The 23,637-nt window shown below is 66.7% G+C and carries 18 protein-coding genes; 9 read left to right on the top strand and 9 right to left on the bottom strand.

What is annotated here, in order from left to right:
• Position 1 precedes the first annotated feature (1 nt).
• Both aceE and nboR read left to right on the top strand, forming a co-directional pair.
• Positions 2-2,767 (top strand): pyruvate dehydrogenase (acetyl-transferring), homodimeric type, encoded by a 2,766-nt coding sequence (gene aceE, locus ACQ3DC_RS18865; RefSeq protein WP_430752942.1) that lies wholly within the window; start codon positions 2-4, stop codon positions 2,765-2,767.
• A 24-nt stretch (positions 2,768-2,791) separates the two neighbouring features.
• On the top strand, positions 2,792-3,421 hold the full coding sequence (nboR, locus tag ACQ3DC_RS18860; protein WP_430752941.1) for a nicotine blue oxidoreductase: 630 nt from the start codon (positions 2,792-2,794) through the stop codon (positions 3,419-3,421).
• 2 nt (positions 3,422-3,423) lie between these two features.
• On the opposite strand, the gene ACQ3DC_RS18855 is transcribed toward nboR, so the two are convergent.
• From ACQ3DC_RS18855 to ACQ3DC_RS18825, 7 genes are all read right to left on the bottom strand, one after another.
• Entirely contained in the window at positions 3,424-4,089 is a 666-nt protein-coding gene (locus tag ACQ3DC_RS18855; RefSeq protein ID WP_430752940.1) for a uracil-DNA glycosylase, read from the bottom strand.
• A gap of 36 nt (positions 4,090-4,125) precedes the next feature.
• The gene (locus ACQ3DC_RS18850) at positions 4,126-5,106 is read right to left on the bottom strand and encodes an aldo/keto reductase (protein ID WP_157241070.1); all 981 of its coding nucleotides are present in this window, start codon (positions 5,104-5,106) and stop codon (positions 4,126-4,128) included.
• A gap of 64 nt (positions 5,107-5,170) precedes the next feature.
• Entirely contained in the window at positions 5,171-8,002 is a 2,832-nt protein-coding gene (locus ACQ3DC_RS18845) for a molybdopterin-dependent oxidoreductase (RefSeq protein ID WP_430752939.1), read from the bottom strand.
• Positions 8,003-8,004: 2 nt separating this feature from the next.
• Complete coding sequence (locus tag ACQ3DC_RS18840) at positions 8,005-8,958, bottom strand: FAD binding domain-containing protein (RefSeq protein WP_430752938.1); 954 nt, start codon at positions 8,956-8,958, stop codon at positions 8,005-8,007.
• Positions 8,949-10,181 carry an XdhC family protein gene (locus ACQ3DC_RS18835; RefSeq protein WP_430752937.1) on the bottom strand — a complete coding sequence of 411 codons (1,233 nt, stop codon included), beginning with the start codon at positions 10,179-10,181 and terminating at the stop codon, positions 8,949-8,951. Before ACQ3DC_RS18835 ends, ACQ3DC_RS18840 begins: the two co-directional genes overlap by 10 nt.
• A gap of 162 nt (positions 10,182-10,343) precedes the next feature.
• Positions 10,344-11,864, bottom strand: coding sequence for an NCS2 family permease (locus ACQ3DC_RS18830; protein ID WP_430752936.1), 1,521 nt, complete (start codon positions 11,862-11,864; stop codon positions 10,344-10,346).
• A 9-nt stretch (positions 11,865-11,873) separates the two neighbouring features.
• Positions 11,874-12,368 carry a nucleoside deaminase gene (locus tag ACQ3DC_RS18825; RefSeq protein ID WP_157241061.1) on the bottom strand — a complete coding sequence of 165 codons (495 nt, stop codon included), beginning with the start codon at positions 12,366-12,368 and terminating at the stop codon, positions 11,874-11,876.
• Positions 12,369-12,774: 406 nt separating this feature from the next.
• Between ACQ3DC_RS18825 and ACQ3DC_RS18820 the strand changes: the two genes are divergently transcribed.
• Positions 12,775-14,139 carry an 8-oxoguanine deaminase gene (locus ACQ3DC_RS18820; protein WP_430752935.1) on the top strand — a complete coding sequence of 455 codons (1,365 nt, stop codon included), beginning with the start codon at positions 12,775-12,777 and terminating at the stop codon, positions 14,137-14,139.
• Between the two features lie 15 nt (positions 14,140-14,154).
• Here the strand turns inward: ACQ3DC_RS18820 and ACQ3DC_RS18815 are convergent, their stop codons facing one another.
• Positions 14,155-14,340, bottom strand: coding sequence for a hypothetical protein (locus tag ACQ3DC_RS18815; protein ID WP_157241056.1), 186 nt, complete (start codon positions 14,338-14,340; stop codon positions 14,155-14,157).
• Positions 14,341-14,692: 352 nt separating this feature from the next.
• Between ACQ3DC_RS18815 and pucL the strand changes: the two genes are divergently transcribed.
• Together pucL and ACQ3DC_RS18805 are read left to right on the top strand one after the other, a co-directional pair.
• Positions 14,693-15,601 (top strand): factor-independent urate hydroxylase, encoded by a 909-nt coding sequence (gene pucL / locus ACQ3DC_RS18810; RefSeq protein ID WP_430752934.1) that lies wholly within the window; start codon positions 14,693-14,695, stop codon positions 15,599-15,601.
• A gap of 181 nt (positions 15,602-15,782) precedes the next feature.
• A complete protein-coding gene (locus tag ACQ3DC_RS18805) occupies positions 15,783-17,294 on the top strand; it encodes a nucleobase:cation symporter-2 family protein (RefSeq protein WP_231754858.1) in 1,512 nt (503 codons plus the stop codon).
• 103 nt (positions 17,295-17,397) lie between these two features.
• Here ACQ3DC_RS18805 and ACQ3DC_RS18800 read toward each other — a convergent pair whose 3' ends face one another.
• The gene (locus tag ACQ3DC_RS18800; RefSeq protein ID WP_321214417.1) at positions 17,398-18,153 is read right to left on the bottom strand and encodes an IclR family transcriptional regulator; all 756 of its coding nucleotides are present in this window, start codon (positions 18,151-18,153) and stop codon (positions 17,398-17,400) included.
• A gap of 221 nt (positions 18,154-18,374) precedes the next feature.
• On the opposite strand from ACQ3DC_RS18800, the gene ACQ3DC_RS18795 reads away from it, so the two are divergent.
• Genes ACQ3DC_RS18795 through ACQ3DC_RS18780 form a run of 4 tightly spaced genes read left to right on the top strand, consistent with a single transcriptional unit; the run spans position 18,375 to position 23,567 of the window.
• A complete protein-coding gene (locus ACQ3DC_RS18795) occupies positions 18,375-19,820 on the top strand; it encodes an NAD-dependent malic enzyme (protein WP_157241050.1) in 1,446 nt (481 codons plus the stop codon).
• A gap of 37 nt (positions 19,821-19,857) precedes the next feature.
• Positions 19,858-21,456 (top strand): malate synthase A, encoded by a 1,599-nt coding sequence (gene aceB / locus ACQ3DC_RS18790; RefSeq protein ID WP_430752933.1) that lies wholly within the window; start codon positions 19,858-19,860, stop codon positions 21,454-21,456.
• Positions 21,457-21,459: 3 nt separating this feature from the next.
• Complete coding sequence (locus tag ACQ3DC_RS18785; RefSeq protein ID WP_430752932.1) at positions 21,460-22,737, top strand: DUF6986 family protein; 1,278 nt, start codon at positions 21,460-21,462, stop codon at positions 22,735-22,737.
• A 17-nt stretch (positions 22,738-22,754) separates the two neighbouring features.
• Positions 22,755-23,567, top strand: a complete 813-nt coding sequence (locus ACQ3DC_RS18780; RefSeq protein WP_157241044.1) for a bifunctional allantoicase/(S)-ureidoglycine aminohydrolase — start codon at positions 22,755-22,757, stop codon at positions 23,565-23,567.
• Positions 23,568-23,637: the final 70 nt, after the last annotated feature.

The raw sequence follows: 23,637 nt of genomic DNA, 5'->3' as shown, positions 1-23,637 counted from the left end.
CGTGGCTGCAGGAGAAGATACCTCCCATATCCTCAGCGGGTTGACTAACCAGCTGCCTGATCGTGATCCCGAAGAGACTGCCGAGTGGGTTGAGTCCCTGGATGCATTGATCAGGGAACAGGGCACCGAGCGTGCCCAATTCATCATGCGGAGCCTGCTGCAGCGTGCCGGCGCGCAGAGCGTCGGGGTGCCGATGGTGACCACCACCGATTACGTGAACACCATCCCGGTGGACCAGGAAGCGGAATTCCCGGGCAACGAGGAATTCGAGCGCCGTTACCGGGCCTACATGCGCTGGAACGCTGCGGTGATGGTCCACCGGGCCCAGCGGGCGAACATCGGGGTGGGCGGACACATCTCCACCTATGCCGGGGCCGCGACCCTGTACGAGGTCGGGTTCAACCACTTCTTCCGGGGCAAGGACCACCCCGGCGGCGGGGACCAGGTCTTCTTCCAGGGCCACGCCTCCCCCGGCATGTACGCCCGGGCGTTCATGGAAGGCCGGCTCTCCGAGGAGGACCTGGACGGGTTCCGGCAGGAAAAGTCCCGCGAGGGCCACGCCCTGTCCTCCTACCCGCACCCGCGCCTGATGCCGCACTTCTGGGAATTCCCCACCGTGTCCATGGGCATCGGGCCGATGAACGCGATCTACCAGGCCCAGTCCAACCGGTACCTGCACAACCGCGGCCTGAAGGACACCAGTGACCAGCAGGTCTGGGCGTTCCTCGGCGACGGCGAAATGGACGAGCCCGAGTCCCGCGGCCTGCTCCAGCTCGCCGCGAACGAGAACCTGGACAACCTCAACTTCGTGATCAACTGCAACCTCCAGCGCCTGGACGGGCCCGTGCGGGGCAACGGCAAGATCATGCAGGAACTCGAAGCGTTCTTCCGCGGTGCGGGCTGGAACGTGATCAAGGTCGTCTGGGGCCGGGAGTGGGACGACCTCCTCACCAAGGACACCGACGGGTCGCTGGTGAAGATCATGAACGAAACCCCCGACGGGGACTACCAGACCTACAAGGCCGAATCCGGCGGGTTCGTCCGCGAACACTTCTTCGGCAAGACCCCGCAGACCAAGGACATGGTCGCGGACCTCACCGATGACCAGATCTGGAACCTCAAGCGCGGCGGCCACGACTACCGCAAGGTCTACGCCGCCTACAAGGCAGCCACCGAATTCAAGGGCAAGCCCACCGTCATCCTGGCCAAGACCGTCAAGGGCTACGGCCTCGGACCGCACTTCGAGGGCCGCAACGCGACCCACCAGATGAAGAAACTCACCCTGGATGACCTGAAGAAATTCCGCGACCACCTGCGGATCCCTATTACCGATGCGCAACTGGAAGCGGATCCCTATTCCCCGCCGTACTTCCACCCCGGGCATGATGCACCGGAGATCGTGTACCTCCATGAACGGCGGAAGGCGCTGGGCGGCGCCGTCCCTGAACGCCGGTCCTCCCATGATGCCGTTGCGCTGCCGGATCCCAAGACGTTTGATGTTGCTAAACGCGGCTCGGGCAAACAGCAGGCCGCCACCACCATGGCCTTTGTCAGGCTCCTGAAAGACCTCATCCGGGACAGGAACTTCGGGCACAGGATTGTGCCCATCGTCCCGGACGAATCGAGGACGTTCGGCATGGACGCGTTCTTCCCCACGGCCAAGATCTACAACCCGGGCGGCCAGAACTACCTCTCCGTAGACCGCGACCTGGTCCTGGCCTACAAGGAATCCGCCCAGGGCCAGCTGATCCACCCCGGCATCAACGAAGCCGGCGCCGTCGCAGCTTTCACCGCCGCCGGCACCGCCTACGCCACCCACGGCGTGCCCCTGGTCCCGGTCTACGTGTTCTACTCCATGTTCGGCTTCCAGCGCACCGGCGACGCCTTCTGGGCCGCAGCCGACCAAATGACCCGCGGCTTCATCATCGGCGCCACCGCAGGACGGACCACCCTCACCGGCGAAGGCCTCCAGCACGCCGACGGCCACTCCCCCCTGCTCGCCTCCACCAACCCCGCCGTCGTCACCTACGACCCCGCCTACGGCTACGAAATGGGCCACATCATCCGCGACGGCATCGAACGCATGTACGGGCCGGCCGCAAGCGGCGATGGAACCGGAGCTGCATCCGATCCAAACCTGATGTACTACCTCACCGTCTACAATGAGCCGATTACCCAGCCCGCCGAGCCTGAGAACCTCGACGTCAACGGTGTATTGAAAGGCATCTACCGGGTATCGGCGTCGGACCTTGCAGGACCGAAGGCCCAGATCCTCGCCTCCGGCGTCTCCGTCCCCTGGGCCCTCGAAGCCCAGCGGATCCTCGCCGAAGACTGGTCAGTCTCCGCCGACGTCTGGTCCGTGACCTCCTGGAACGAACTGCGCCGCGACGGCCTCGCCGCCGAAGAGGAAGCCTTCCTCAACCCCGGCGAACCCGCCCGCGTCCCCTTCGTCACCCGGCAGCTCGAAGGAGCCACCGGACCCGTCGTCGCCGTGTCCGACTACATGAAAGCCGTCCCGGACCAGATCCGCCAATTCCTCCCGAACCAGTTCGCATCGCTCGGCGCGGACGGCTTCGGCTTCTCCGACACCCGCGCCGCAGCCCGCCGCTTCTTCAAGAACGACACCCACTCCATCGTGGTGAAGACGCTGCAAATGCTCGCGGCGAGGGGCGAGGTCGAGGAGGGGGCGCCGTCGTACGCCATGGACCGCTACAAACTCCTGGACGTCAGCGCCGGAACCACCGGAGGGGCCGGCGGCGACGCCTGAGACAACAAGAGTTAGGGTGTGGCTATGCGGAACACGGAGGCGGCGGGCACCACCGGCGTTGTGCTCGCGGCCGGCGGCGGCGCCAGGCTGGGACGCGGTCCCAAGGCGCTGCTCCCCTACCGTGGCCGGCCCCTGGTGGAAGCGGTCGCTGAAGCGCTGCTCGACGGAGGCTGCCGCGAGGTTGTGGTGGTGCTCGGCGCGAGTGCCCACGAAGTCCTGGCCGCCGCCAGGCTGGACGGCTGCCGCACGGTGGTGAACCATGAATGGCAGTCAGGGATGGGGAGTTCCCTGCTGCTGGGCAACGCCGCCGCCGATCCCCGGGACCACCTGATGATTGCCCTCGTGGACCAGCCCGGCCTGTCTTCCCTGGCGGTGGCGCGGCTGCTTGCGTCCCACAGTCCGGGCCGGGTCACCGCAGCGGCGTACGACGACGGCGCTGCCGCAGCGCAGGGTGGGGACGGCGGGCTCCGCCGCGGCCACCCCCTGGTGATCGATGCCTCCCTGCGCCAGGCCGTGGCTGCAACCGTGACGGGCGATGCCGGGGCGCGCGCTTTCCTGCGTAACCACCCGGAACTGGTGGACGAGGTGGATTGCAGTGATCTCTCCAGCGGCCTGGATGTTGATACGCCGGAGCAGCTCTACCTGCTGGACTAGCCCTACGTGCTGGGCTGGCTGGTGATGCTTCCGGCCAGGAGCAACTCCTCCAGGCCGCGCTTGAAGCCCGAGCGTCCGCCGTGGGCCGGATGCCGGACCTTGGGCGCATCCATTCCGCTGGCCAGCAGGCTTCGGTGCGCGACGTTTCCCACGGCCACTACGGTTTGGATGGCGAACAGTTCCGCCAGCTCCTGCCAAAACAGAGTTCCCAGCCGGGCTTCGGCAGCCGTTGGCGTCCGGTTGGACTGCGGCTTCCCCGGAACATGGGTATGCCAAGGGCACGCGCTCCACAGCAGGGGAAGGAACTGCAGCTCCGCCAGGACGCCCCACATCACCGTTGCGGTGGGCTCGGCCGCAACATCCGCCGCCTCCGGCGGCAATGCGTAGCCCTTGCCCGGCCCGAACAGGCCGAAGGAGTTGGCCGGCCCCTGGAACATGGTGCGGTTGGTGAAGGGGACACCGGTGATCCGCATTCCCCTGAAGCCCGGGGCTTCGCCCAACAGGAGCACCTTCGGCGAGCGGTCCCGCATCTCCTCCAGGTAAAGCTCCAGGTTGCGCCGGCGCACGGCGTTCTCCGGGACACTGTGGTCAAAGAAGTTGTTGCGTCCCGGAACCGTGGGCACGGCTGCGAGCCGTTCCACGAAGCCACCGGCGGAAGGCGCTTTCATCTGCAGTGTTCCCGGAACCCCCAGGAGTCCTGCACGCTACCAGCGCGGGTGGATGGCTTCGCGGAAGTAGTGGTCGTAAATCCAGCGGACCCCGGCGTCGAACTCTTCGCTGACGGCCACGGAAGCCGCGGCAGCGTTCGCCGCTGCCTGGTCCACGTTCCGCGCCCCGGGGATCACGGTGGTGACGCCGTCCTGCGCGGCAATCCAGGCGATGGCTGCCTGGGCCGTGGTTGCACCGGCAGGCACAAGCTGCTCGAACTCGGCCACGGCCTTCAGCCCCAGCTCATAGTCCACGCCGGAGAAGGTCTCGCCGACGTCGAAGGAGCCACCGTTGCGGTTGTAGTTCCTGTGATCGTTCTCCGCGAAGGTGGTTTCCTTGGTGTATTTGCCCGAGAGCAGCCCCGAAGCCAGCGGCACCCGGGCAATGATCCCGACGTTGGCAGCTTTCGCTGCGGGCAGGACTTCGTCGAGGGGCTTGAGCCGGAAGGCGTTCAGGATGATCTGGACGGAGGCGGTGCCCGGGTGCCGGATCGCTTCCAGCGCCTCATCCGTGCGCTCCACGCTCACGCCGTAGTTGCGGATGGCGCCCTCGGAGACCAGGGTGTCCAGCGCGTCGTACACCTCGGCGTTGCTGTACACGGGCGTGGGCGGGCAGTGCAGCTGAACCAGGTCCAGGGTGTCCGTCCCCAGGTTCTTACGGGACCGGTCCACCCACTGGCGGAAGTTGGCCAGCGTGTAGTTCTCCGGCTGCTGGTCCACGCGGCGGCCCATCTTTGTGGCCACCGTGATATCCAGGCCGGGATTGTCAGCCAGGAACTTTCCGATGGCCTGCTCGCTCTTGCCGTCACCGTAGACGTCGGCGGTGTCGAAGAAGTTCACCCCTGCTTCCGCGGAGGCTGCCAGGACGGCCTGCGCCTGTGCCGGGTCAACGTTGCCCCAGTCAGCGCCAAGCTGCCAGGTTCCCAGCCCGACGATGGAGACGTTCCGTCCGGTCTTGCCTAAAATCCGCTGTTCCATCCCTCGACTATAGGCCGAGGCTGCGCAGCCACCGGAATTTTACGGCACCCGCCACGCCGGATCCTCAGATGGCCGAGCGCTGCAGGTTGGGCACCAGCCCCGCTTCCTTCAGGCCCAGGTAGATTTTGTCGCGCGCAATGGGCAATGAGGTAAAGCGCACCCCGGTGGCGTTGCGGATTGCGTTGGCCAGCGCCGGTGCAACCGGGTTGAACGGGCTCTCGCTCATGGATTTTGCCCCCAGCGGCCCCAGTTTGTCGTTCGTGTCGGCAAAGTACACCTCACTGCGGGGAACGTCGGCAAAGGTGGGGATGTGGTACTGCCGGAGGATGTTCGTGGTGACCCGGCCGGCGTCGTCAACCACCACCTCCTCATACAGCGCGGCACCCAAGGCCTGGGCAATCCCGCCTTCGATCTGGCCGCGGCACTGGCGCGGATTAACCACCACGCCGGCGTCCGCCGCCTGCACGCTCTGCAGGATTTTCAGCTCTCCCGTGCCGCGGTTCACCGCAACGCGGAAGCCGTGCACGTTGAACGCCACGGAACGCGGCGTCCCGCCCCAGCGTCCCTCCGCCGCGAGTTCGACGCCGGCGTCAGCGGCCGCCTGTGCCAGTTCGGCCAGCGGCACGGACGTTCCGTCAATGACCACCGAGCTACCGGCGAGGACGCAGGCCGAGGCCTGGGTCCTGCGGATGCCGGCTGCGAAGGCGCGGATCCGGACGGCGAGTTCCTCCGCGGCGGCGAGCGTTGCCTTGCCGGCCACCACGGTTCCGGCCGAGCCGAAGGCCCCGGTATCGTGCTCAACGAGGTCGGTATCGGACTGCCGCACCACCACCCTGGCGGCCTCAGTGGACAGCGCCGTGGCGGCCAGCTGGGCGTGGACGGTGGTGGTGCCATTGCCGAACTCGGCGGTTCCGACGTCGGCCTGGTACGTCCCGTCCGGCAGGAGCCGGAGCCGGGAGTGGGCAAAGTGGCCGCGCGGGGGCACGGTGTCGATCATGGAGAGCGCCGTGCCCTCGCCGGTGAGCCAGTCCGGGCCCAGTTCGTCCAGGCCGGCGGCGCGATAGCGTTCCCGGCCCCGGGCCAGGGCTTCGCGGACCAGGCTCAGGCACTGGTCCAGGCCGTAGCTGCCGTAATGGACGTCCTCCTCGGGCTCCGGCTGGGTGGACAGCATCCGGTCGCCTTCGCGCACCATGTTCCGGCGGCGGAACTCGAACGGGTCCATGCCGATGCCGGCTGCGAGCTCGTCCATGGCCGACTCGATGGCGAAGATCATCTGGCTCAGCCCGTAGCCGCGGAACGCCCCGGCGGGGACCGTGTTGGTGTACACCGCATGGGCGTCCACTTTTTTGTTGGCGCAGTTGTAGACGCTCAGGGATTCGCCGCAGCCGTGGAACATCACGCCGGGTCCGTGGTTGCCGTAGGCGCCCGTGTTGGTCAGGACGTCCAGTTCCAGGGCGGTGAGCCGTCCGTCATTGCTGGTGCCGGCCTTGAGCTTGATGGTGAACGGATGACGGGTGGTGGTGGCCGTGAACTGCTCGGTCCTGGTCAGTTCCAGCTGGACCGGCCTGCCCAGTTTCAGGGCTGCGAGGGCCACGATGTCCTCGGTGAGGACTTCCTGTTTTCCGCCGAACCCGCCGCCTACGCGGCCGGCCACCACATGCACCTGCTCCTCCGGGAGCCCGAAGACCCGGCACAGCGTCCGCCGGACCAGGAACGGGACCTGGCTGGACGTGCGGACCTGCAGCCTCCCGTCGCCGTCCACTGATGCGATGGCCGCATGGGTTTCCAGTGCCACGTGCTGGACCCGCTGGGTGCGGTAGGTCTGTTCATGGATGAAGTCCGCGGCGGCGAAGCCGTCGGCCACGCTCCCCAGTTCGGAGTGCAGCTCGGCCACCACATTGCGGTCGGGCCGGGAAATGCGCGCCACAGTTCCATCCTTGTCCCCGTGCACCAGGGGCGCACCCGGCTGCAGTGCATCCCGGGGTGAGAAGACTGCAGGGAGTTCCTGGTACTCCACCTCCAGTGCGCGGACCCCGGCCTCTGCGGCGGCCACCGTTTCGGCCACCACCGCGGCAACCCGCTGGCCCCGGAAGCGCAGCACGTCATCCAGCACGCGGGTATCGTCCGGGTCATCGGTGAACAGTTCGTGCTGGGCAGTGGAGAACAGCTGTTCCGGTGCGTCCTTGTGCGTGAAGACGGCCACCACGCCCGGTACCTTCAACGCCTGTCCAGTGTTGATGGAGCGCACCCGGGCATGCGCGTGCGGCGAGCGCAGGAGCTTGAGGTGGAGCAGTCCCTGCAACTGGTCCGCGGGAACGTCCAGCGTGTAGCGGGCGGTGCCGGTCACCACGGCGCGGCTGGCGGGTGCCGGAACGTCGTCACCCAGCTGTCCCGGCTCGGGATCCGGCTGCCCCTCCCCCGCAATTCCGGAGCCCTGTCCCTTGGGATCGGGGTGGCCGGCGTGTCCGCAGACAGCGTCGGAAATGGCCCGGTATCCGGTGCAGCGGCAGAGGTTGCCCTTGAGGTTGCGGGGCAGGTTGTCCTTCTGTTCGTCGTTGAACACAGCGGCAGTCATCACCATGCCGGCCGTGCAGAACCCGCACTGGAAACCCTGGCGCTCCATGAACTGCTGCTGGACGGGGTGGAGGTCTGCACCGTCGCCGGCAGTGGACGCCAGTCCCTCGATGGTGGTGACGGCGTGGCCTTCGGCCCTCACGGCCGGGTAGATGCAGCTGTGCACCGGGGTGCCGTCCACGTGCACGGTGCAGGCACCGCAGTCTCCGCCGTCGCAGCCCTTCTTCACGCCGAGGCTGCCCTGCTCCCGCAGGAAGGTGCGCAGGCATTGCCCCGGGCGGGGTGCTGTCCCGGCCGGCGTTCCGTTGATCTCGATGGCCATGTTCAGGCCCCTTCCTGCCGTGCGCGAAGTCCGTGCGCGTAAATTCCCTGTGCATGATGTCCATGGCCGGAGGCTGGCCAGAAGTCGCCGGAAACCCGGAGCCCGGGCGCTCCCTCCGGGGCGGCGAGCTCGGCGCGGATCTCCTCGGCCAGGCGGTACGTCATGTCCCGGCGCCAGGCCGGCAGCCCGTGGATGTCGTCGTGGTAAAGGCCGGCGGGGATCGCCTCGTCGAGTGCCCCCGCCAGCGCGTCCGTCTCCGGCAGGGCGTCGAAGCGTAGCTGGACGGGCCGTTTGGTGGCGGCGGTGACGGTGAGGACAAAGGAGGCGCCGCCGCCGTCGAGCCTCCCGATCAGCAGCACCCCCGACCTGCCGAGGTTGCTCAGGGAGAGCCGGCGGAACGCCACCCGGGCGGCGAGGGCCGACGCCGGAAGGCGGACGCTGCGCAGGAGCTCGCCGGGTGCCAGGCAGTTCCTTGCGTCGCCCGTGACGAAGTCGGCCACCGGAACGGTGCGGCTGGTGCCGCCCGGGCCGAGGATGGTGGCCGTTCCGTCCAGCGCGGCGCAGAGCGAGATCATGGGGCCGGCGGGCAGGGACGTGCACAGGTTGCCGCCCACGGTGGACATGTTCCACACCTTGAAGGAGGCCACGAAGGAATCGCAGCAGGGGCGGACCAGGTCAAGGGCGGGCCAGGTCCGGCCGATCGCTGCGGGTGCGGCCGGAAGTTCATACAGTTCGGCGATGGTGCAGGTGGCAGCGAGCTCGATGCCTCCGTCAGTGACCGTCACCGGGGCCCAGCCGGAGCTTCCCAGGTCCAGGAGGCGCGTCAGCGGCCGGGGGCCGAACGCCAGGCTGCCGTAGGAGAACAGCACGGTGCCGCCGGCCAGCCACGCGTCGCCGTCGCGCCATTCCGCGGGGTCGGTGGTGGGGACCACCGCCTCGATGGTGTTCATGTCCATGCGATCTCCTGTTGCAAAAGGTCTGTAGGGGCCGGCGCCTTGGCTGGTGCGGGTGCTGACGGCGCGGCGGTCCGGTGGATGGGGCCGGAGGTCTCCCTCAACGGCTGATGTGACGCCGCCGGATTGCGGGCGGCGATGATTTCGGCGAGGACGGAGACCGCCACCTCGGCGGGGGTCACTGCTCCGATGTCCAGGCCGAGCGGTGAGTGGAGCTGGGCGATCCGCTCCGGGCGCACTCCCCGGTCCAGGAGGGAATCGACCCGTTGGGCGTGGCTGCGCCGGGACCCGAGTGCTCCGATGAAGGCCACTCTGAGGCCAAGTGCGGTTTCGAGCAGCGGGATGTCGAACTTAGGGTCGTGGGTGAGGACGCAGATCACGGTCCGGGAATCCACCCGCCCCGCAGCCGCTTCTGCTGCCAGGTACTGGTGCGGCCAGGCTGTGACCACCTGGTCCGCCGCCGCGAACCGTGACTGGGAGGCAAAGGCCGGGCGGGCATCCACCAGGGTCACGCGGCAGCCCAGGGGTTTGGCGGCGGGCAGTAATGCGGCGCTGAAGTCGTTGGCGCCAAACACCAGCAGGCGGGGCGGCGCAAGCCTGGACTCCACGAGCACGGCGGCTCCCCCCGTGCACAGGCCCGCCCCGCCCAGGTCCAGCACGCCGGTGGCGCCGCTGCGCAGGAAGGACCCCAGCCGGGCGGCCGGCGCCAGGCCTGTGCCGTGGCTGCCCTCGAGCAGCGCGGCCAGCCCCGGATGCCCGGTCACACCGGGGGAACCGGGATCAGGAAGAACGACGGCGCTGCTGCCGCCGCCAGCGCGGCCGTCCAGCCTGCGGACCAGAGCCACCGGCTCATCCGGTCCGTAGGCAGCCAGCTGCCGCACCGCCTCGCCCAGGGGACACGTGCGGTCCAGGTTAGCCGGCTCGATGTACACATCCAGCTCTCCGCCGCAGGTGAGCCCGGCTGCGAAGGCGTCGTCTGAGCTGAAGCCGAACGTCTCAAGCCGCGTGGCGCCGTCGTCCATTGCTTCCAGCGCTGCCGCCACGACGGCGCCTTCGACGCAGCCTCCGGAGAGGCTGCCCAGGACCGCGCCGTCCGCGGACACCAGCATGGAGGTGCCCACGGGCCGGGGGACGGAACCGCTGGCGCGCACGATGGTGGCCACTGCGAAGGGCTGTCCGGCCAGGGCCGGCGCCCAGGTGCCCAGTGACGGGATCAGGTCAAGCATGGCGGCACTCCTTCTTCCGCGCTGTGGTGGTGTCCATATTGTCGTTGCTGCGGGCTGGTTCGGAAAGCATGTGGTCCTGGAAGCGTGTGGGTCGGAAAATGCGCTGCCGTTCCGGACATCCGCTCCCCGGGTCGCGGGGGCGGATGTCCGGAACCGGTGCGCTCAGGCGCCGAGCAGCAGGTTGATGGGTCCGCGGGCGAAGTACACAAGGAACCCTGCGCTTACCACCCACATGAGCGGATGGACCTTCCTGGCCTTGCCGGACGCGGCCCCGATAACGGCCCAGCTGATGAAGCCCACGCCGATGCCATTGGCGATCGAGTAGCTCAGCGGCATGGTGACAATGGTGAGGAAGGCAGGCAGGGCCACGCTGAACTTGCTGAACTTGATCTCGCGGATCTGCGCCATCATCATTGCGCCCACCACCACCAGTGCGGCGGCGGCCACTTCGAGCGGAACCACGCTGGTGAGCGGGGTCAGGAACATCGAGCCCAGGAACAGGACGCCGGTCACCACCGACGCCAGGCCTGTGCGGGCGCCTTCACCGATGCCGGCGGCAGAGTCGATGTACACCGTGTTGGACGAGCCGGAGGTTGCCCCGCCGGCCACGGCGCCGAAGCCTTCCACGATGAAGGCGGATTTCAGCCGCGGGAACGTTCCGTCCTTGTGGGCGACGCCGGCGCTCTTGGCCAGGCCGGTCATGGTGCCCATGGCGTCGAAAAAGTTGGTGAACACCAGGGTGAACACCAGCATGGTGGCTGCCAGGGCTCCGATCCGGCCGAAGGCGCCGAACAGGTCAAAGTGTCCCACCAGGCCAAGATCCGGTGCCGAGACCAGCTGGCCGGAGAGGACCGGGGTGTTCAAGTGCCACCCGCCGGGGTTGGTTTCGGTGGCCGGGCCGATCTTCATGGCTGCCTCGACGACGGCGGCCAGGAAAGTGGTGCCCACGATGCCGATCAGCAGCCCGCCCTGGACCTTGCGTGCCACCAGGATGCCCATGGCCAGCAGGCCGATGATGAACACCAGGGTGGGAACCGACGTGATGGAGCCGCCGTTGCCCAGCTGGACGGGGGGTCCGCCGGCCGACGCCTTGACAAAGCCGGAGTCCACGAACCCGATGAAGGCGATGAACAGGCCGATGCCCACCGTGATGGCGGCTTTCAGTTCCTTGGGCACGGCCCGGAAGATGGCGGTGCGGGCACCGGTGATTCCGAACAGGACGATCAGGATGCCGTTGATCACCACCAGGCCCATGGCCTCGGCCCACGTGACTTCCTGGATGACGGAAACGGCCAGGAACGAATTGATGCCCAGCCCGGCGGCAAGGCCGAAGGGCAGGTTGGCGACCAGCCCGAAGAGGATGGTCATGACGCCGGCGGTGAGCCCGGTGACGGCGCCCACCTGCGCTGCGGACAGCCAGCCCCCGGCGACGTCGGTAGGCGCATTGTCCGCGCTGAATCCTCCCAGGATCAGCGGGTTGAGGATGACGATGTACGCCATGGTGAAGAAGGTGACCAGGCCGCCGCGGAATTCCCGCGCAAGCGTGGAGCCGCGCCGGGTGATCTGGAAGAACCGGTCAAGGAAGGAGCCCGGCGCCGGGGGCTTGGGAGTGCTGTTCGCCGGACGTGGGGTGCGGGTGCTTGGAGCCGAATGCTCCTCGTGGGAATTGTCCAGGATGGTCATCCCGGCCGCCTAGTAGTCGATCCTGGTTTCGAGTGCGTTCCAGGTGTTGAACGGTTCCAGCGGGGCCGGGGCCTCCGGATCGTCCAGCACCAGCTTCGAGACCGGCATCAGGGAGTTCCGGTCCTTGTTGTCGAAGTACTCGTAGAAAACGGCGTCGTCGAAGCCGACGGACGCGGCGTCATGCCGGTCGGCGGCGAAGATGACCCGGTCCACCCGGGCCCAGAGCGCGGAGGCCAGGCACATGGGGCATGGCTCGCAGCTGGTGTAAAGGGCGGCGCCGCTAAGGTCGAAGGTGCCCAGTTCGCGGCAGGCCGTGCGGATCGCGGTGACCTCGGCGTGGGCGGTGGGATCGTTGTCCGCGGTGACGCGGTTGACGCCGTCGAACGTGCGGCCGTCCGCCGTGACGATCATGGCTCCGAAGGGGCCCCCGCTGTTCAGGACGTTGGCCGTAGCCAACCTGATGGATCTGGCCAGGAACTGTTCGGCCGTGACGGTAGTACTCATGATGCGACTTCCTTTTGCCGGGAAGCCTGATGCCGCTTGCAGGACCAGTAGAACCAGGTGCGACGGTTACCAGGCTTCAGCATGTGCTGTGAAGGTTAAGTTGCGCCTGGTAGATAGCTTCCCGGGGACCGGGTGCCCGCCTTTGGCAGAATCGAGATTAGCACCGGATTGTGGTCCGCGCCATAGTTTTCTGGAAATTTAATTTCGCAATGTGAAATCCATGTTTCGGAGGTTTCACGTTCTCCGGTCACAATCCGCCGGCGTTGACGCACCGCCCGGCCGCCTCTAGCCTAGGTCCCAGCCGAGCCCCGGCCGGGCACCGCCCGCCTTCGCGGGCGCGGTCGCCTGGATCAGCAGACAGGGCCCCACTGAGCTGGCATATCGACCGCGCTCAGGAAGGTCAGCCATGACGCCAGCCACCGCACCCGCCCGCCTCTGGATCCGGAACCCGCAAGCGGCGTTTACCGCCAACCAGCTCGACGCCTCAGGCGGAGTGGTGGTAGGCGGCGGGAAGATCGAGGAGGTTCTCACGGCGGGGCAAGAGCCCGCCGAACCGTGCTCCGCAATCTTCGACGCGCGGAACCACGTACTGCTTCCAGGCCTGGTCAACACGCACCACCACTTCTACCAGAACCTCACGCGCGCCTGGGGCCCGGCGGCGAACGCCCCCCTCTTTCCCTGGCTGCAGAACCTGTACCCGGTATGGGCCAGGCTCACCCCGCGGGACCTTGAGCTCGCCACCACGGCGGCGTTGGCGGAGCTGCTGCTTTCCGGCTGCACCACGGCGGCCGACCACCACTACCTCTTCACCGCGGGCCTTGAGGATGCCATCGATATCCAGGTGGACGCGGTACGCCGGCTGGGAATGCGCGCAACCCTCACGCGCGGGTCCATGACCTTGGGATCGGACGACGGCGGCCTGCCGCCGCAGGCGACAGTGCAGGCGGCTGAGGTGGTCCTGGCCGACAGCGAGCGCCTGGTTGGCTCGTACCACGAGCGCGGCGAGGACGCGGTGATCCAGATTGCCCTGGCGCCCTGCTCGCCGTTTTCGGTCACGAAAGAGCTCATGGCCGAAAGCTCCGCGCTCGCCGAACGGCTGGATGTCCGGCTGCACACCCACCTGGCGGAGACCCTGGACGAGGAGGACTTCTGCCGGGAAACGTTCGGACTCCGGACTGTTGACTACCTGGAAAGCGTTGGCTGGCTGACGGACCGCACCTGGCTGGGGCACGGCATCCACTTCAGCGACGGGGAGATCGCCAGGCTGGGTGCCGCGGGCACCGCCGTCGCGCACTGCCCCACGTCGAACATGCGCCTGGCATCGGGGACCGCGAGGGTCCTGGAACTGGAGGATGCGGGAGTTCCCGTGGGGCTGGGAGTGGACGGCTCGGCGTCGAACGATGCCTCCAACATGATCCTGGAAGCGCGGCAGGCGCTTTATTTGCAGCGGCTGCGGTACGGGGCGCATGTCCCGGTGGAGCGCGCGCTCGGCTGGGCCACGCGCGGTTCGGCAGCCGTCCTGGGCCGGACCGGATTAGGCCAGCTGGCTCCGGGAATGCAGGCGGACCTGGCACTTTTCCGGCTGGACAGCCTGCGCTTCTCCGGCAGCCACGATCCAGTGGCCGCCTTGCTGCTGTGCGGTGCAGACCGGGCGGACCGGGTCATGGTGGGCGGACAGTGGCGCGTGGTGGACGGGCAGATCCCGGACCTCGATATTGCCGGCCTTATTGCGGAGCACTCCGCTGCTGCCCGCCGGCTGGTGAACGGGTAGCCCGGCCCGGGCCCGCTAAGCGCGCCGTCCGAACCCCGGGAGCGCATGGATCCAGCGTGAGATAGGCCCGGGAACGTGCTCCCGGTCAGGCGGGAGGTAGAAGTCCGGGTCGGTGCCGCCGCCGAGGGGGAGGTAGAACTCCTGGACTGAGGGTGCCGCCGTGGGTGCCGGTGAGACCGGCGTGCTGTCCTGCTGGTACATCTGATCCTCCTTCGAGGGCTTGGAGTAGTTCCACAAAATGGAAAACAACTTTTGCTATGTGGAATAGCTTAGGATGCCGTCGGCAGCTTCGTCAATGGTCCGGAGGTGACCCGGTCACAAAATGAATTTTCGGCTTGTGATGTACACCACCGGCTTCCACGGGTACGCTGGATGTTAATTCGTGGCGCATGTCACGTAACCTGGGAGCAGCAGGCAGGGTTGTTAATGAGCTGGCATCAATGGATGCCGGCTCTTTTTTGTTGGGTCGGCACCACCGGAAACGCGCTTGAAATGCGCGCTTAATTTCAGTGACGGAACCTAGGTTCCACTTACCGGAAGTTGGGAACAGACCATGAGCAGCAAGATCATCCTCGGCGACAACCAGTACGGAAAGGCCGAGGTCCGGGTCGTCAAGATCACCCGCGATACCGACCGCCACGAAATCGAAGACCTCAACGTCACCTCGCAGCTGCGGGGGGATTTCTCGGCCGCCCACCTCGAAGGCGACAACGCCCGCGTGGTGCCCACTGACACCCAGAAGAACACCGTGTACGCCTTCGCCCGTGAAGGCATCGGCTCCCCCGAAGCGTTCCTGCTTCGCCTCGGTGAGCACTTCACCTCCAGTTTCGACTGGGTGGCCGGAGGCCGCTGGGAGGCCGAGTCCTACAGCTGGAACCGGATCCAGGCCCACGGCACCGAACACGACCATTCCTTCGTGCGCAATGGCCAGGAAGTCCGCACTGCAGTCGTGGTGCGCGATGGCGCCACCACGCACCTGATTTCCGGGCTCAAGGACCTGACCGTCCTCAAGTCGACCGAATCCGGCTTCGTGGGCTACCCGAAGGACAAGTACACCACCCTGCAGGAGACCACCGACCGCATCCTGGCGACCGATGTCTCTGCCCGCTGGCGTTTCAAGACCGGCACCGATTTCAGCACGCTGGACTTCAACAAGAGCTACGACGACGTCAAGGGCCTCCTGCTCGAAGGCTTCACGGAAAAGTACTCCCACGCCCTCCAGCAGACACTCTTCGACATGGGCACCAAAGTGCTGGAAGCACACAGCGAGATCGACGAGATCAAGTTCTCCATGCCGAACAAGCACCACTTCCTGGTGGACCTCTCGCCGTTCGGCCTGGACAACCCCAACGAGGTCTTCTTCGCGGCCGACCGTCCCTACGGCCTGATCGAGGCCACGGTCCAGCGCGAGGACGCCACCCCTGCGGACATCGCCTGGTCGGGCATCGCCGGGTTCTGCTGAACCGCAGCGCCGTCAACCCATCCGGGCCCGGGGTTTCTTTCCATTGGTCATCCCATGGCGCTTCTAAGCGCCCGTGACTTGGGCGGCAGCTCCGGGCCCACGCCCCTAGCCTTTCAGCCACACCGTTAGCCAGACAACGTTAGCCAGACGAAGACGTCTGCCATGAACCAGAAAGTCTGCCATGAACATCAAGAACCCCCTCAAAGCCGACGCCAAACAGCGCCTGAAACGCGCCACCTCCACCAGGCCCGAGGATGAACGGCTCTCAATCGGGAGCAGCTTCGCCTACGGTTTCCAGCATGTCCTGACCATGTATGGCGGCATCATTGCCGTTCCCCTGATTGTCGGCCAGGCCGCAGGCCTTTCACCTGCCGATATCGGCATCCTGATCGCAGCGGCCCTATTCATGGGCGGCCTGGCCACCCTCCTGCAGACCATCGGCATCCCTTTCTTCGGATCCCAGCTTCCCCTGGTGCAGGGCGTTTCCTTTGCGAGCGTGGCCACCATGGTCGCGATCGTCAGCGGTGGAGGCGGGCTGCCCGCCGTCTTCGGCGCGGTCATGGTCTCGGCGGCCATCGGCCTCTTGATCGCCCCGATCTTTTCCAAGATCGTCAGGTTCTTCCCCCCGGTGGTGACCGGCACCGTCATCACCACCATCGGCCTGACCCTGATGCCCGTCGCTGCAAACTGGGCCATGGGCGGCAACCGAAAGGCCGAAAACTACGGCAGCATGGCGAACATCGGCCTCGCCGCCGCCACTTTGGCCCTGGTGCTGCTCCTGAGCAAGGTCGGCAGCGCCACTATTTCACGCCTGTCGATCCTTCTGGCGATGGTCGTGGGCACGGCCATCGCCGCGGCCACCGGGATGGCGGACTTCTCCAAGGTGGGCCAGGGACCGATTGTCGCCTTTCCGACTCCCTTCCACCTCGGCGCCCCCACGTTCGAGATTGCGGCGATCATCTCCATGCTCATTGTTGTGCTGGTGATCCTGACCGAAACCATGGCTGACATCCTTGCCGTCGGCGAAATCGTGGGAACCCGGACCGACTCCAAGCGCATCGCCGCAGGACTGCGGGCCGACATGGGCTCCAGCCTCATCGCACCGGTGTTTGGTTCCTTTACGCAGAGCGCCTTCGCCCAAAACGTGGGCCTCGTGGCAGTCACAAAGATCAAGAGCCGCTATGTCGTGGCAGCCGGAGGCGTGATCCTGGTCCTGCTCGGCCTGCTCCCGGTCATGGGCCGCGTCGTGGCCGCCGTCCCCACCGCCGTCCTGGGCGGCGCGGGAATCGTACTCTTCGGCACGGTCGCCGCCAGCGGCATCAGGACCCTTGCGAAGGTCGAATACAAGAACAACATGAACCTGATCATCGTGGCCGCGTCCATCGGGTTCGGCATGATTCCGATCGCCGCGCCGACGTTCTATGACAAGTTCCCTTCCTGGTTCGGGACCATCTTCCACTCCGGCATCAGCTCGGCAGCGGTCATGGCGATCCTGCTGAACCTCCTCTTCAACCACCTCAAAGCCGGCAACTCGGAGAACCAGTCAGTGTTCGTGGCGGGGACGGGCCGCGTGGTGCGGGAGGAAGACCTCAAGTGCCTGGCGGAAGGCGACCGTTTCGAGGGCGGCAAGCTCATCGACTGTGAAGGCAAGGAAGTGAAGGTCGAGTCGTCCGAGAAAGCGTCGGAGCACTAGGGGCAAACGCGAAATGGCAGTTCACGGCAGTGTTCCCCAGGAACATTGCTGCGAACTGCCATTCCGGCGGTTAAGCACGACGGCGGCTTGCCGCTTTGGTGCCTCAGGTGCGGTTCAGCTCACGGGAGATGGCCTCGGCCGCCTCCCGGAGGACGGGTACGGCCTTGTCGGCGAAGTGCTCGTCCACGCGGGATACCGGGCCGGAAACAGAGATTGCCGCTGGAGTGGGCGCATTCGGTACCGCCATGGCGAAGCACCGTACACCCAGTTCCTGCTCCTCCTCGTCAATGGAGTAGCCACGCTCCCGGATGAGCTTGAGGTCGGCCAGGAGTTCGTCCACGTCACCGATGCTCTTGGGGGTTGGGGTGGGCATGCCGGCGCGGGTCACGATGCCGCGGACCACCTCGTCATCCAGCTGGGCAAGGATCGCCTTCCCGACGCCGGTGGCGTGGGTATGGGCGCGCCGGCCCACTTCCGTGAACATTCGCATCGAATGCAGCGAGGGAACCTGTGCCACGTAGATCACCATGTCCGAGTCCAGTACCGCCATATTGGAGGTCTCCCCCAGCCGGTCCACCAGCGTTTTCAGCTGCGGACGCGCCACTGCGCCCAACTGCTTGTTGGCCCCCTCGCCCAGGCGGATCAGCCGGGGCCCCAGCGCGTAGCGCCGGTTCGGCAGCTGCCGGATGTAGCCAAGGGACACCAGCGTCCGCAGCAGGCGGTGGATGGTGGGCAGGGGAAGGTCCGTTGACGCGGACAGTTCGCTGAGCGTGACGTCGCCGCCGGCGTCCGTGATGAGCTCGAGCAGTTCGAAGACACGCTCCACTGACTGCACGCCGCCCGACGCTTTTTCTGCCATTCCGTTGTCTCCTACGGTTCGGAATCCGACAACTCTTATCCGCATCGTGAAAAGAGTTGCTTGGAACACCCAACATACAGCACGCCGGTTCACTCCGCGATGAGCCTTGGCCGGTCATATATGCGGAGCTTGTATTTCCATCTTGCAGATAATAATATCCATAATACGAAAACATTTGATTGAGTAGATGCCCGTTCCCGGGCCCAACAGGAGGACATTCAATGGCGAACCCCAGCCCCGGAAATTCGATCACCCTGCGCGTGGAAGCGCCGTCCAGCTTCAGCGCCACCAGCGAGCTCGCAGCAGCCGTCGGCGCGGCAGGCGCCGCCATCACCGCCTTGGACGTCAGCGAATCCCACCATGAAACCCTGGTCGTGGACGTCACCTGCAACACCACCGACGACGAACACGCAGCCCGCGTCAAGGATGCCCTCAACGCGCTCGACGGCGTCAGGGTCCAGCACGTCTCGGACCGCACCTTCCTCATGCACCTGGGCGGCAAGCTCGAAGTCGTCCCCAAGGTAGCCCTCCGCAACCGCGACGACCTCTCCCGCGCCTACACTCCCGGCGTCGCCCGCGTCTGCCTCGCCATCGCCGAGGACCCCGCAGCGGCCCGTAACCTCACTGTCAAGCGGAACACCATCGCCGTCCTTACCGACGGTTCGGCCGTCCTGGGCCTCGGCAACATCGGCCCGGCCGCCGCCCTTCCGGTGATGGAAGGCAAGGCCGCGCTTTTCAAGCAGTTCGCCAACGTGGACGCCTGGCCCGTCTGCCTGGACACCCAGGACACCGAGGAAATCATCATGATCGCCAAGGCAATGGCCCCGGTCTACGGCGGCATCAACCTGGAGGACATCGCCGCGCCGCGCTGCTTCGAAATCGAGAACCGGCTCCGCGAGGAACTGGACATCCCGGTGTTCCACGACGACCAGCACGGCACCGCCATCGTCACCCTCGCCGCCCTGGTCAACGCACTGCGCGTGGTGGGCAAGAAGCTGGACGAGGTGAAGATCGTGGTCTCGGGTGTGGGCGCCGCGGGCTCGGCAATCATCCAGCTCCTCAAGGCACAGGGCGCGCAGCACATCGTCGCCGCCGGCCGCTCCGGTGCCATCCACTCGGGTGAAACGTACGGAGACGAGCACCGCAGCTGGATCGCCTCGAACACCAACGAAGAAGGCTTCGCCGGAACCCTGCACGAAGCCCTCGTGGGCGCGGACGTGTTCATCGGCGTCAGCGCCCCGCACGTGATCGGCGAGGAACAGGTGGCCGCCATGGCGGAGAAGGCCATCGTGTTTGCCATGGCCAACCCGACGCCGGAAATCGACCCTGTCGTTGCTTCGAAGCACGCCGCCGTCGTAGCCACCGGCCGCAGCGACTTCCCCAACCAGATCAACAACGTCCTGGCCTTCCCGGGCTTCTTCCGGGGCCTGCTCGACGCCGGAGCCTCGGACATCACCCCGGAGATGCTGGTGGCGGCCGCGGAGGCCATCGCCAACCGGGTTGCTGACGACGAGCTGAATGCCAGCTACATTATCCCCAGCGTCTTCGATCCCCATGTCGCCGCTGATGTCGCAACAGCCGTTGCCGCCGCAGCCCACGCCGCCAACGTGGCAAACGCAGCTGTTCCGGAAACTGCGGCTCCCGTTGCCGCCCTGGCCGGCGCCTGATTCACCGCCCGACTTCAGCACAAGGAAAGGACCAGAAATGGCCATCACTGTCACGGACCCCCGGCCCATCAACCGCGCGGAGGAAATCCTCACCCCCAAGGCACTGGCCTTCGTGGAGGAGCTCCACAACCGTTTCGCCGGCACCCGCAACGAACTCCTGCAAGCCCGTGCCGCCAAGCGGCACCGCGTGGCCGAAACCGGCAAGCTGGACTTCCTGCCGGAAACCAAGGACGTGCGCGACGGCGACTGGAAGGTTGCGCCGGCACCGGCAGCTTTGCAGGACCGCCGGGTTGAGATGACCGGGCCCGCCTCGCCGGCAAAGATGGCCATTAATGCCCTTAACTCGGGCGCGAAGGTATGGCTTGCGGACCTCGAAGATGCCAGCACCCCCACGTGGGGCAACGTCATCGATGCCATCCTGAACCTCCGCGACGCCGCCCAGGGCACCCTCAGCTACACCTCGGAGGAAGGCAAGGAGTACAGGCTCCGTACGGACGCGCCCCTCGCCGTCGTGGTGGCCCGCCCCCGCGGCTGGCACATGCAGGAAAAGCACCTGCTGCTCGACGGCGAACCCGCCGTGGGCGCCCTGGTGGACTTCGGCCTGCACTTCTTCCACATCGCCAAGCAGCTGGTGCTCAACGGTCAGGGACCGTACTACTACCTGCCCAAGATGGAAAGCCACCTCGAGGCCCGGCTGTGGAACGACGTTTTTGTCTTCGCCCAGGACTACCTGGGGCTGCCCCAGGGCACCGTCCGCGCCACCGTGCTGATCGAGACCATCCCGGCCGCCTTCGAGATGGACGAGATCCTGTATGAACTGAGGGACCACGCGTCCGGCCTGAACGCCGGCCGCTGGGACTACCTGTTCAGCATCATCAAGTACTTCAGGGACGCCGGCGAGGAGTTTGTACTCCCGGACCGCGCCAGCGTTGCCATGACCGCGCCGTTCATGCGCGCCTACACCGAACTGCTGGTCAAGACCTGCCACAAGCGCGGCGCCTTCGCCATGGGCGGCATGGCGGCAGTCATCCCCAACCGCCGCCACCCGGAGGTCACGGAGGCTGCGTTTGCAAAGGTCCGGGCGGACAAGACCCGCGAGGCGAACGACGGCTTCGACGGCTCCTGGGTGGCGCACCCGGACCTTGTTCCCACCTGCCGGGAAGTCTTCGACTCCGTGCTCGGTGACAGGCCCAACCAGCTGGACAAGCAGCGCCCGGAGGTCAACGTCACGGCCGGGCAGCTGCTGGACGTTTCCTCCGCCGACGGGCAGGTCACCGAAGCCGGGCTCCGCCTGAACCTGTACGTGGCCATCGCCTACACGGCGGTATGGCTGTCCGGGAACGGCGCCGTGGCCATCCATAACCTGATGGAGGACGCCGCCACCGCGGAAATCTCCCGTTCCCAGGTGTGGCAGCAGATCCGCAACAAGTCGGTCCTCGCGGACACCGGCAACACCGTCACCCGCGAACTCGTGGAGCGGATCCTGGGCGAGGAAACCGAGCGGCTGCGTATCGAATTCGGCGACGAAGCCTTCCGCCGCTACTACAAGCCGGCCAGCGAACTGATCGGGGAAATCTGCCTCTCTGAGGACTACACGGACTTCCTCACCATCCCGGCCTACGAACTGGTGGGCTGAGGCATGGCAGCATCACCCGTGCCGTCGCTGTCCGCCGGAGACCTGGCCGACATTGACCGGCAACTGGCCGCCACGGACCGGCTGCTGGAGCAGAACTACCCGGGCGACGACGGCTCACGCCAGCCCGTCCACACGGTGTACGTCCCTGCGGACCGGTTCACGCCGTCGTTCGCTGCCGAGTGGGGCGCCGCAGCACTGGCTGCGGCCAAGGCCCACGGCGGCTTCGAAAGGCTGGGGTCGCTCCTGGGCCAGGACACCGCACTTGCGGAGGCCGTTGCCCCGCGCGTGCAAGCCAAGCTCTCCAGCGAGCCCATCGAGGACCTGCGCCTCGATTTTGAGGACGGCTTCGGGGACAGGGGCGACGACGCCGAGGACACCGCCGCTGTTGCCGCGGCTTCCGCCGTGGCCGCCGCAGTCGCGGCCGGGTCTGCTCCGCCGTTCATCGGCATCCGGTTCAAGTGCTTCGAGGCGGCCACCCGCTCCCGCGGGCTGCGGACCCTGGACCTGTTTGTCTCCGCCCTGGCCTCCGCCGGGGAACTCCCCGAAGGGCTGGTCCTGACCCTGCCCAAGGTGACCACCGTGGCCCAGGTCAAGGCTATGGACTACGCCGTCTCCCGGCTGGAGGACGTGCACTCCCTCCCGGCCGGACGGCTCCGTTTCGAGGTGCAGGTGGAAACACCGCAGCTCATCCTGGGGCCGGACGGAACGTCGCCGGTAGCGCAGCTCCCGCATGCTGTCCCGGGCCGGATCAGCGGCCTGCACTACGGCACGTACGACTACTCGGCGTCACTGCAGATCTCCGCCGAATACCAGTCCATGGAGCACCCCGTGGCGGACTTCGCCAAGGAGGTCATGCAGCTGGCGGTGGCCGGCACCGGCATCCGGCTCTCCGACGGATCCACGAACATCATCCCGGTGGGCGACAACGTGGAAAACGCCTGGCAGCTGCACGGCAGGCTGGTCAGGCGTTCACTTGAACGCGGCTACTACCAGGGCTGGGACCTGCACCCGGCACAGCTCCCCAGCCGCTTCGCCGCCACCTATGCCTTCTACCGGCAGGGACTGCCCGCAGCCGCGGCCCGGCTGCGGAACTACGTTGAGCAGACCGCAGGCGGCGTCATGGATGAACCCGCCACCGCCCGGGCACTGGCCGCCTTCGTCCTCCGCGGCGTCCAGTGCGGCGCCGTCGGTGCCGATGAAGTCCAGGCGCTTGCCGGCGTCGGACTTCCGCAGCTCACCGCTCTGGCCCACCCGCGTCTCGCCACCACTTCCAACTCCTAGGTAAGGACCTTCTCTTCATGGGCAAGTACTACTCCCCCGCCGGCGGACTGCCGCCGCAGACCCACCTGACCACCGAACGGGCCATCGTCACCGAGGCCTACACGGTGATCCCCAAGGGCGTGATGACGGACATCGTCACGTCCAACCTCCCGGGCTTTTCCAACACCCGCTCCTGGATCATCGCGCGGCCCATTTCCGGCTTCGCCACCACTTTCTCGCAGCTGATCGTGGAAATCGCCCCGGGCGGCGGTGCTCCCAAGGCAGAGTTCGAGGCCGGCGTCGAAGGCGTCATTTTCGTGACCCGCGGCAGGCTCAACCTCAGGCTCAACGGCGAACTGCACCAAATGGAGGAAGGCGGCTACGCCTACCTGGCCGCCGGTGCTGAGTGGGGCCTGGAGAACGTTTCGGACGACGTCGTGTCCTTCCACTGGATCCGCAAGGCCTACGAACGCCTTGAGGGCTACGAAGCCAAGTCCTTCGTCACCAACGAAAAGGACGTGGAGCCCACGTCCATGCCGGACACCAACGACGTCTGGAAGACCACCCGCTTCACGGACTCCAACGACCTTGCCCATGACATGCAGGTGAACATCGTGACGTTCCAGCCCGGCGGCGTCATCCCGTTCCCCGAAACCCACGTCATGGAGCACGGCCTGTACGTCCTGGAGGGCAAGGCCATGTACCTGTTGAACAATGACTGGGTGGAGGTGGAGGCCGGGGACTTCATGTGGCTGCGCGCGTTCTGCCCCCAGGCCTGCTACGCCGGCGGTCCGGGCGAGTTCCGCTACCTGCTCTACAAGGACATGAACCGCCAGGTGCGCCTCACCTGATCCCCTCCCAACTAGGTAGCGCCAAGTGTCGTTTTGAGGCTCCAAAACGACACTTGGCGCTACTTAGTTG

Source organism: Paenarthrobacter sp. NEAU-H11, assembly GCF_050573415.1.
Taxonomy (GTDB): domain Bacteria; phylum Actinomycetota; class Actinomycetes; order Actinomycetales; family Micrococcaceae; genus Arthrobacter.
This window is presented reverse-complemented; position numbering and strand designations above follow the sequence as displayed.

What these genes read in the sequence shown, in the direction of transcription:
- ACQ3DC_RS18820 (WP_430752935.1), top strand. Translation starts at nt 12,775, where the DNA reads ATGACGCCAGCCACCGCACCCGCCCGCCTCTGGATCCGGAACCCGCAA.
- ACQ3DC_RS18800 (WP_321214417.1), bottom strand. Translation starts at nt 18,153, where the DNA reads ATGGCAGAAAAAGCGTCGGGCGGCGTGCAGTCAGTGGAGCGTGTCTTC.
- ACQ3DC_RS18850 (WP_157241070.1), bottom strand. Translation starts at nt 5,106, where the DNA reads ATGGAACAGCGGATTTTAGGCAAGACCGGACGGAACGTCTCCATCGTC.
- ACQ3DC_RS18840 (WP_430752938.1), bottom strand. Translation starts at nt 8,958, where the DNA reads ATGGACATGAACACCATCGAGGCGGTGGTCCCCACCACCGACCCCGCG.
- ACQ3DC_RS18815 (WP_157241056.1), bottom strand. Translation starts at nt 14,340, where the DNA reads ATGTACCAGCAGGACAGCACGCCGGTCTCACCGGCACCCACGGCGGCA.
- ACQ3DC_RS18855 (WP_430752940.1), bottom strand. Translation starts at nt 4,089, where the DNA reads ATGAAAGCGCCTTCCGCCGGTGGCTTCGTGGAACGGCTCGCAGCCGTG.
- ACQ3DC_RS18835 (WP_430752937.1), bottom strand. Translation starts at nt 10,181, where the DNA reads ATGCTTGACCTGATCCCGTCACTGGGCACCTGGGCGCCGGCCCTGGCC.
- pucL (WP_430752934.1), top strand. Translation starts at nt 14,693, where the DNA reads ATGAGCAGCAAGATCATCCTCGGCGACAACCAGTACGGAAAGGCCGAG.
- ACQ3DC_RS18785 (WP_430752932.1), top strand. Translation starts at nt 21,460, where the DNA reads ATGGCAGCATCACCCGTGCCGTCGCTGTCCGCCGGAGACCTGGCCGAC.
- ACQ3DC_RS18830 (WP_430752936.1), bottom strand. Translation starts at nt 11,864, where the DNA reads ATGACCATCCTGGACAATTCCCACGAGGAGCATTCGGCTCCAAGCACC.
- ACQ3DC_RS18795 (WP_157241050.1), top strand. Translation starts at nt 18,375, where the DNA reads ATGGCGAACCCCAGCCCCGGAAATTCGATCACCCTGCGCGTGGAAGCG.
- ACQ3DC_RS18845 (WP_430752939.1), bottom strand. Translation starts at nt 8,002, where the DNA reads ATGGCCATCGAGATCAACGGAACGCCGGCCGGGACAGCACCCCGCCCG.
- aceB (WP_430752933.1), top strand. Translation starts at nt 19,858, where the DNA reads ATGGCCATCACTGTCACGGACCCCCGGCCCATCAACCGCGCGGAGGAA.
- ACQ3DC_RS18825 (WP_157241061.1), bottom strand. Translation starts at nt 12,368, where the DNA reads ATGAGTACTACCGTCACGGCCGAACAGTTCCTGGCCAGATCCATCAGG.
- nboR (WP_430752941.1), top strand. Translation starts at nt 2,792, where the DNA reads ATGCGGAACACGGAGGCGGCGGGCACCACCGGCGTTGTGCTCGCGGCC.
- ACQ3DC_RS18780 (WP_157241044.1), top strand. Translation starts at nt 22,755, where the DNA reads ATGGGCAAGTACTACTCCCCCGCCGGCGGACTGCCGCCGCAGACCCAC.
- ACQ3DC_RS18805 (WP_231754858.1), top strand. Translation starts at nt 15,783, where the DNA reads ATGAACATCAAGAACCCCCTCAAAGCCGACGCCAAACAGCGCCTGAAA.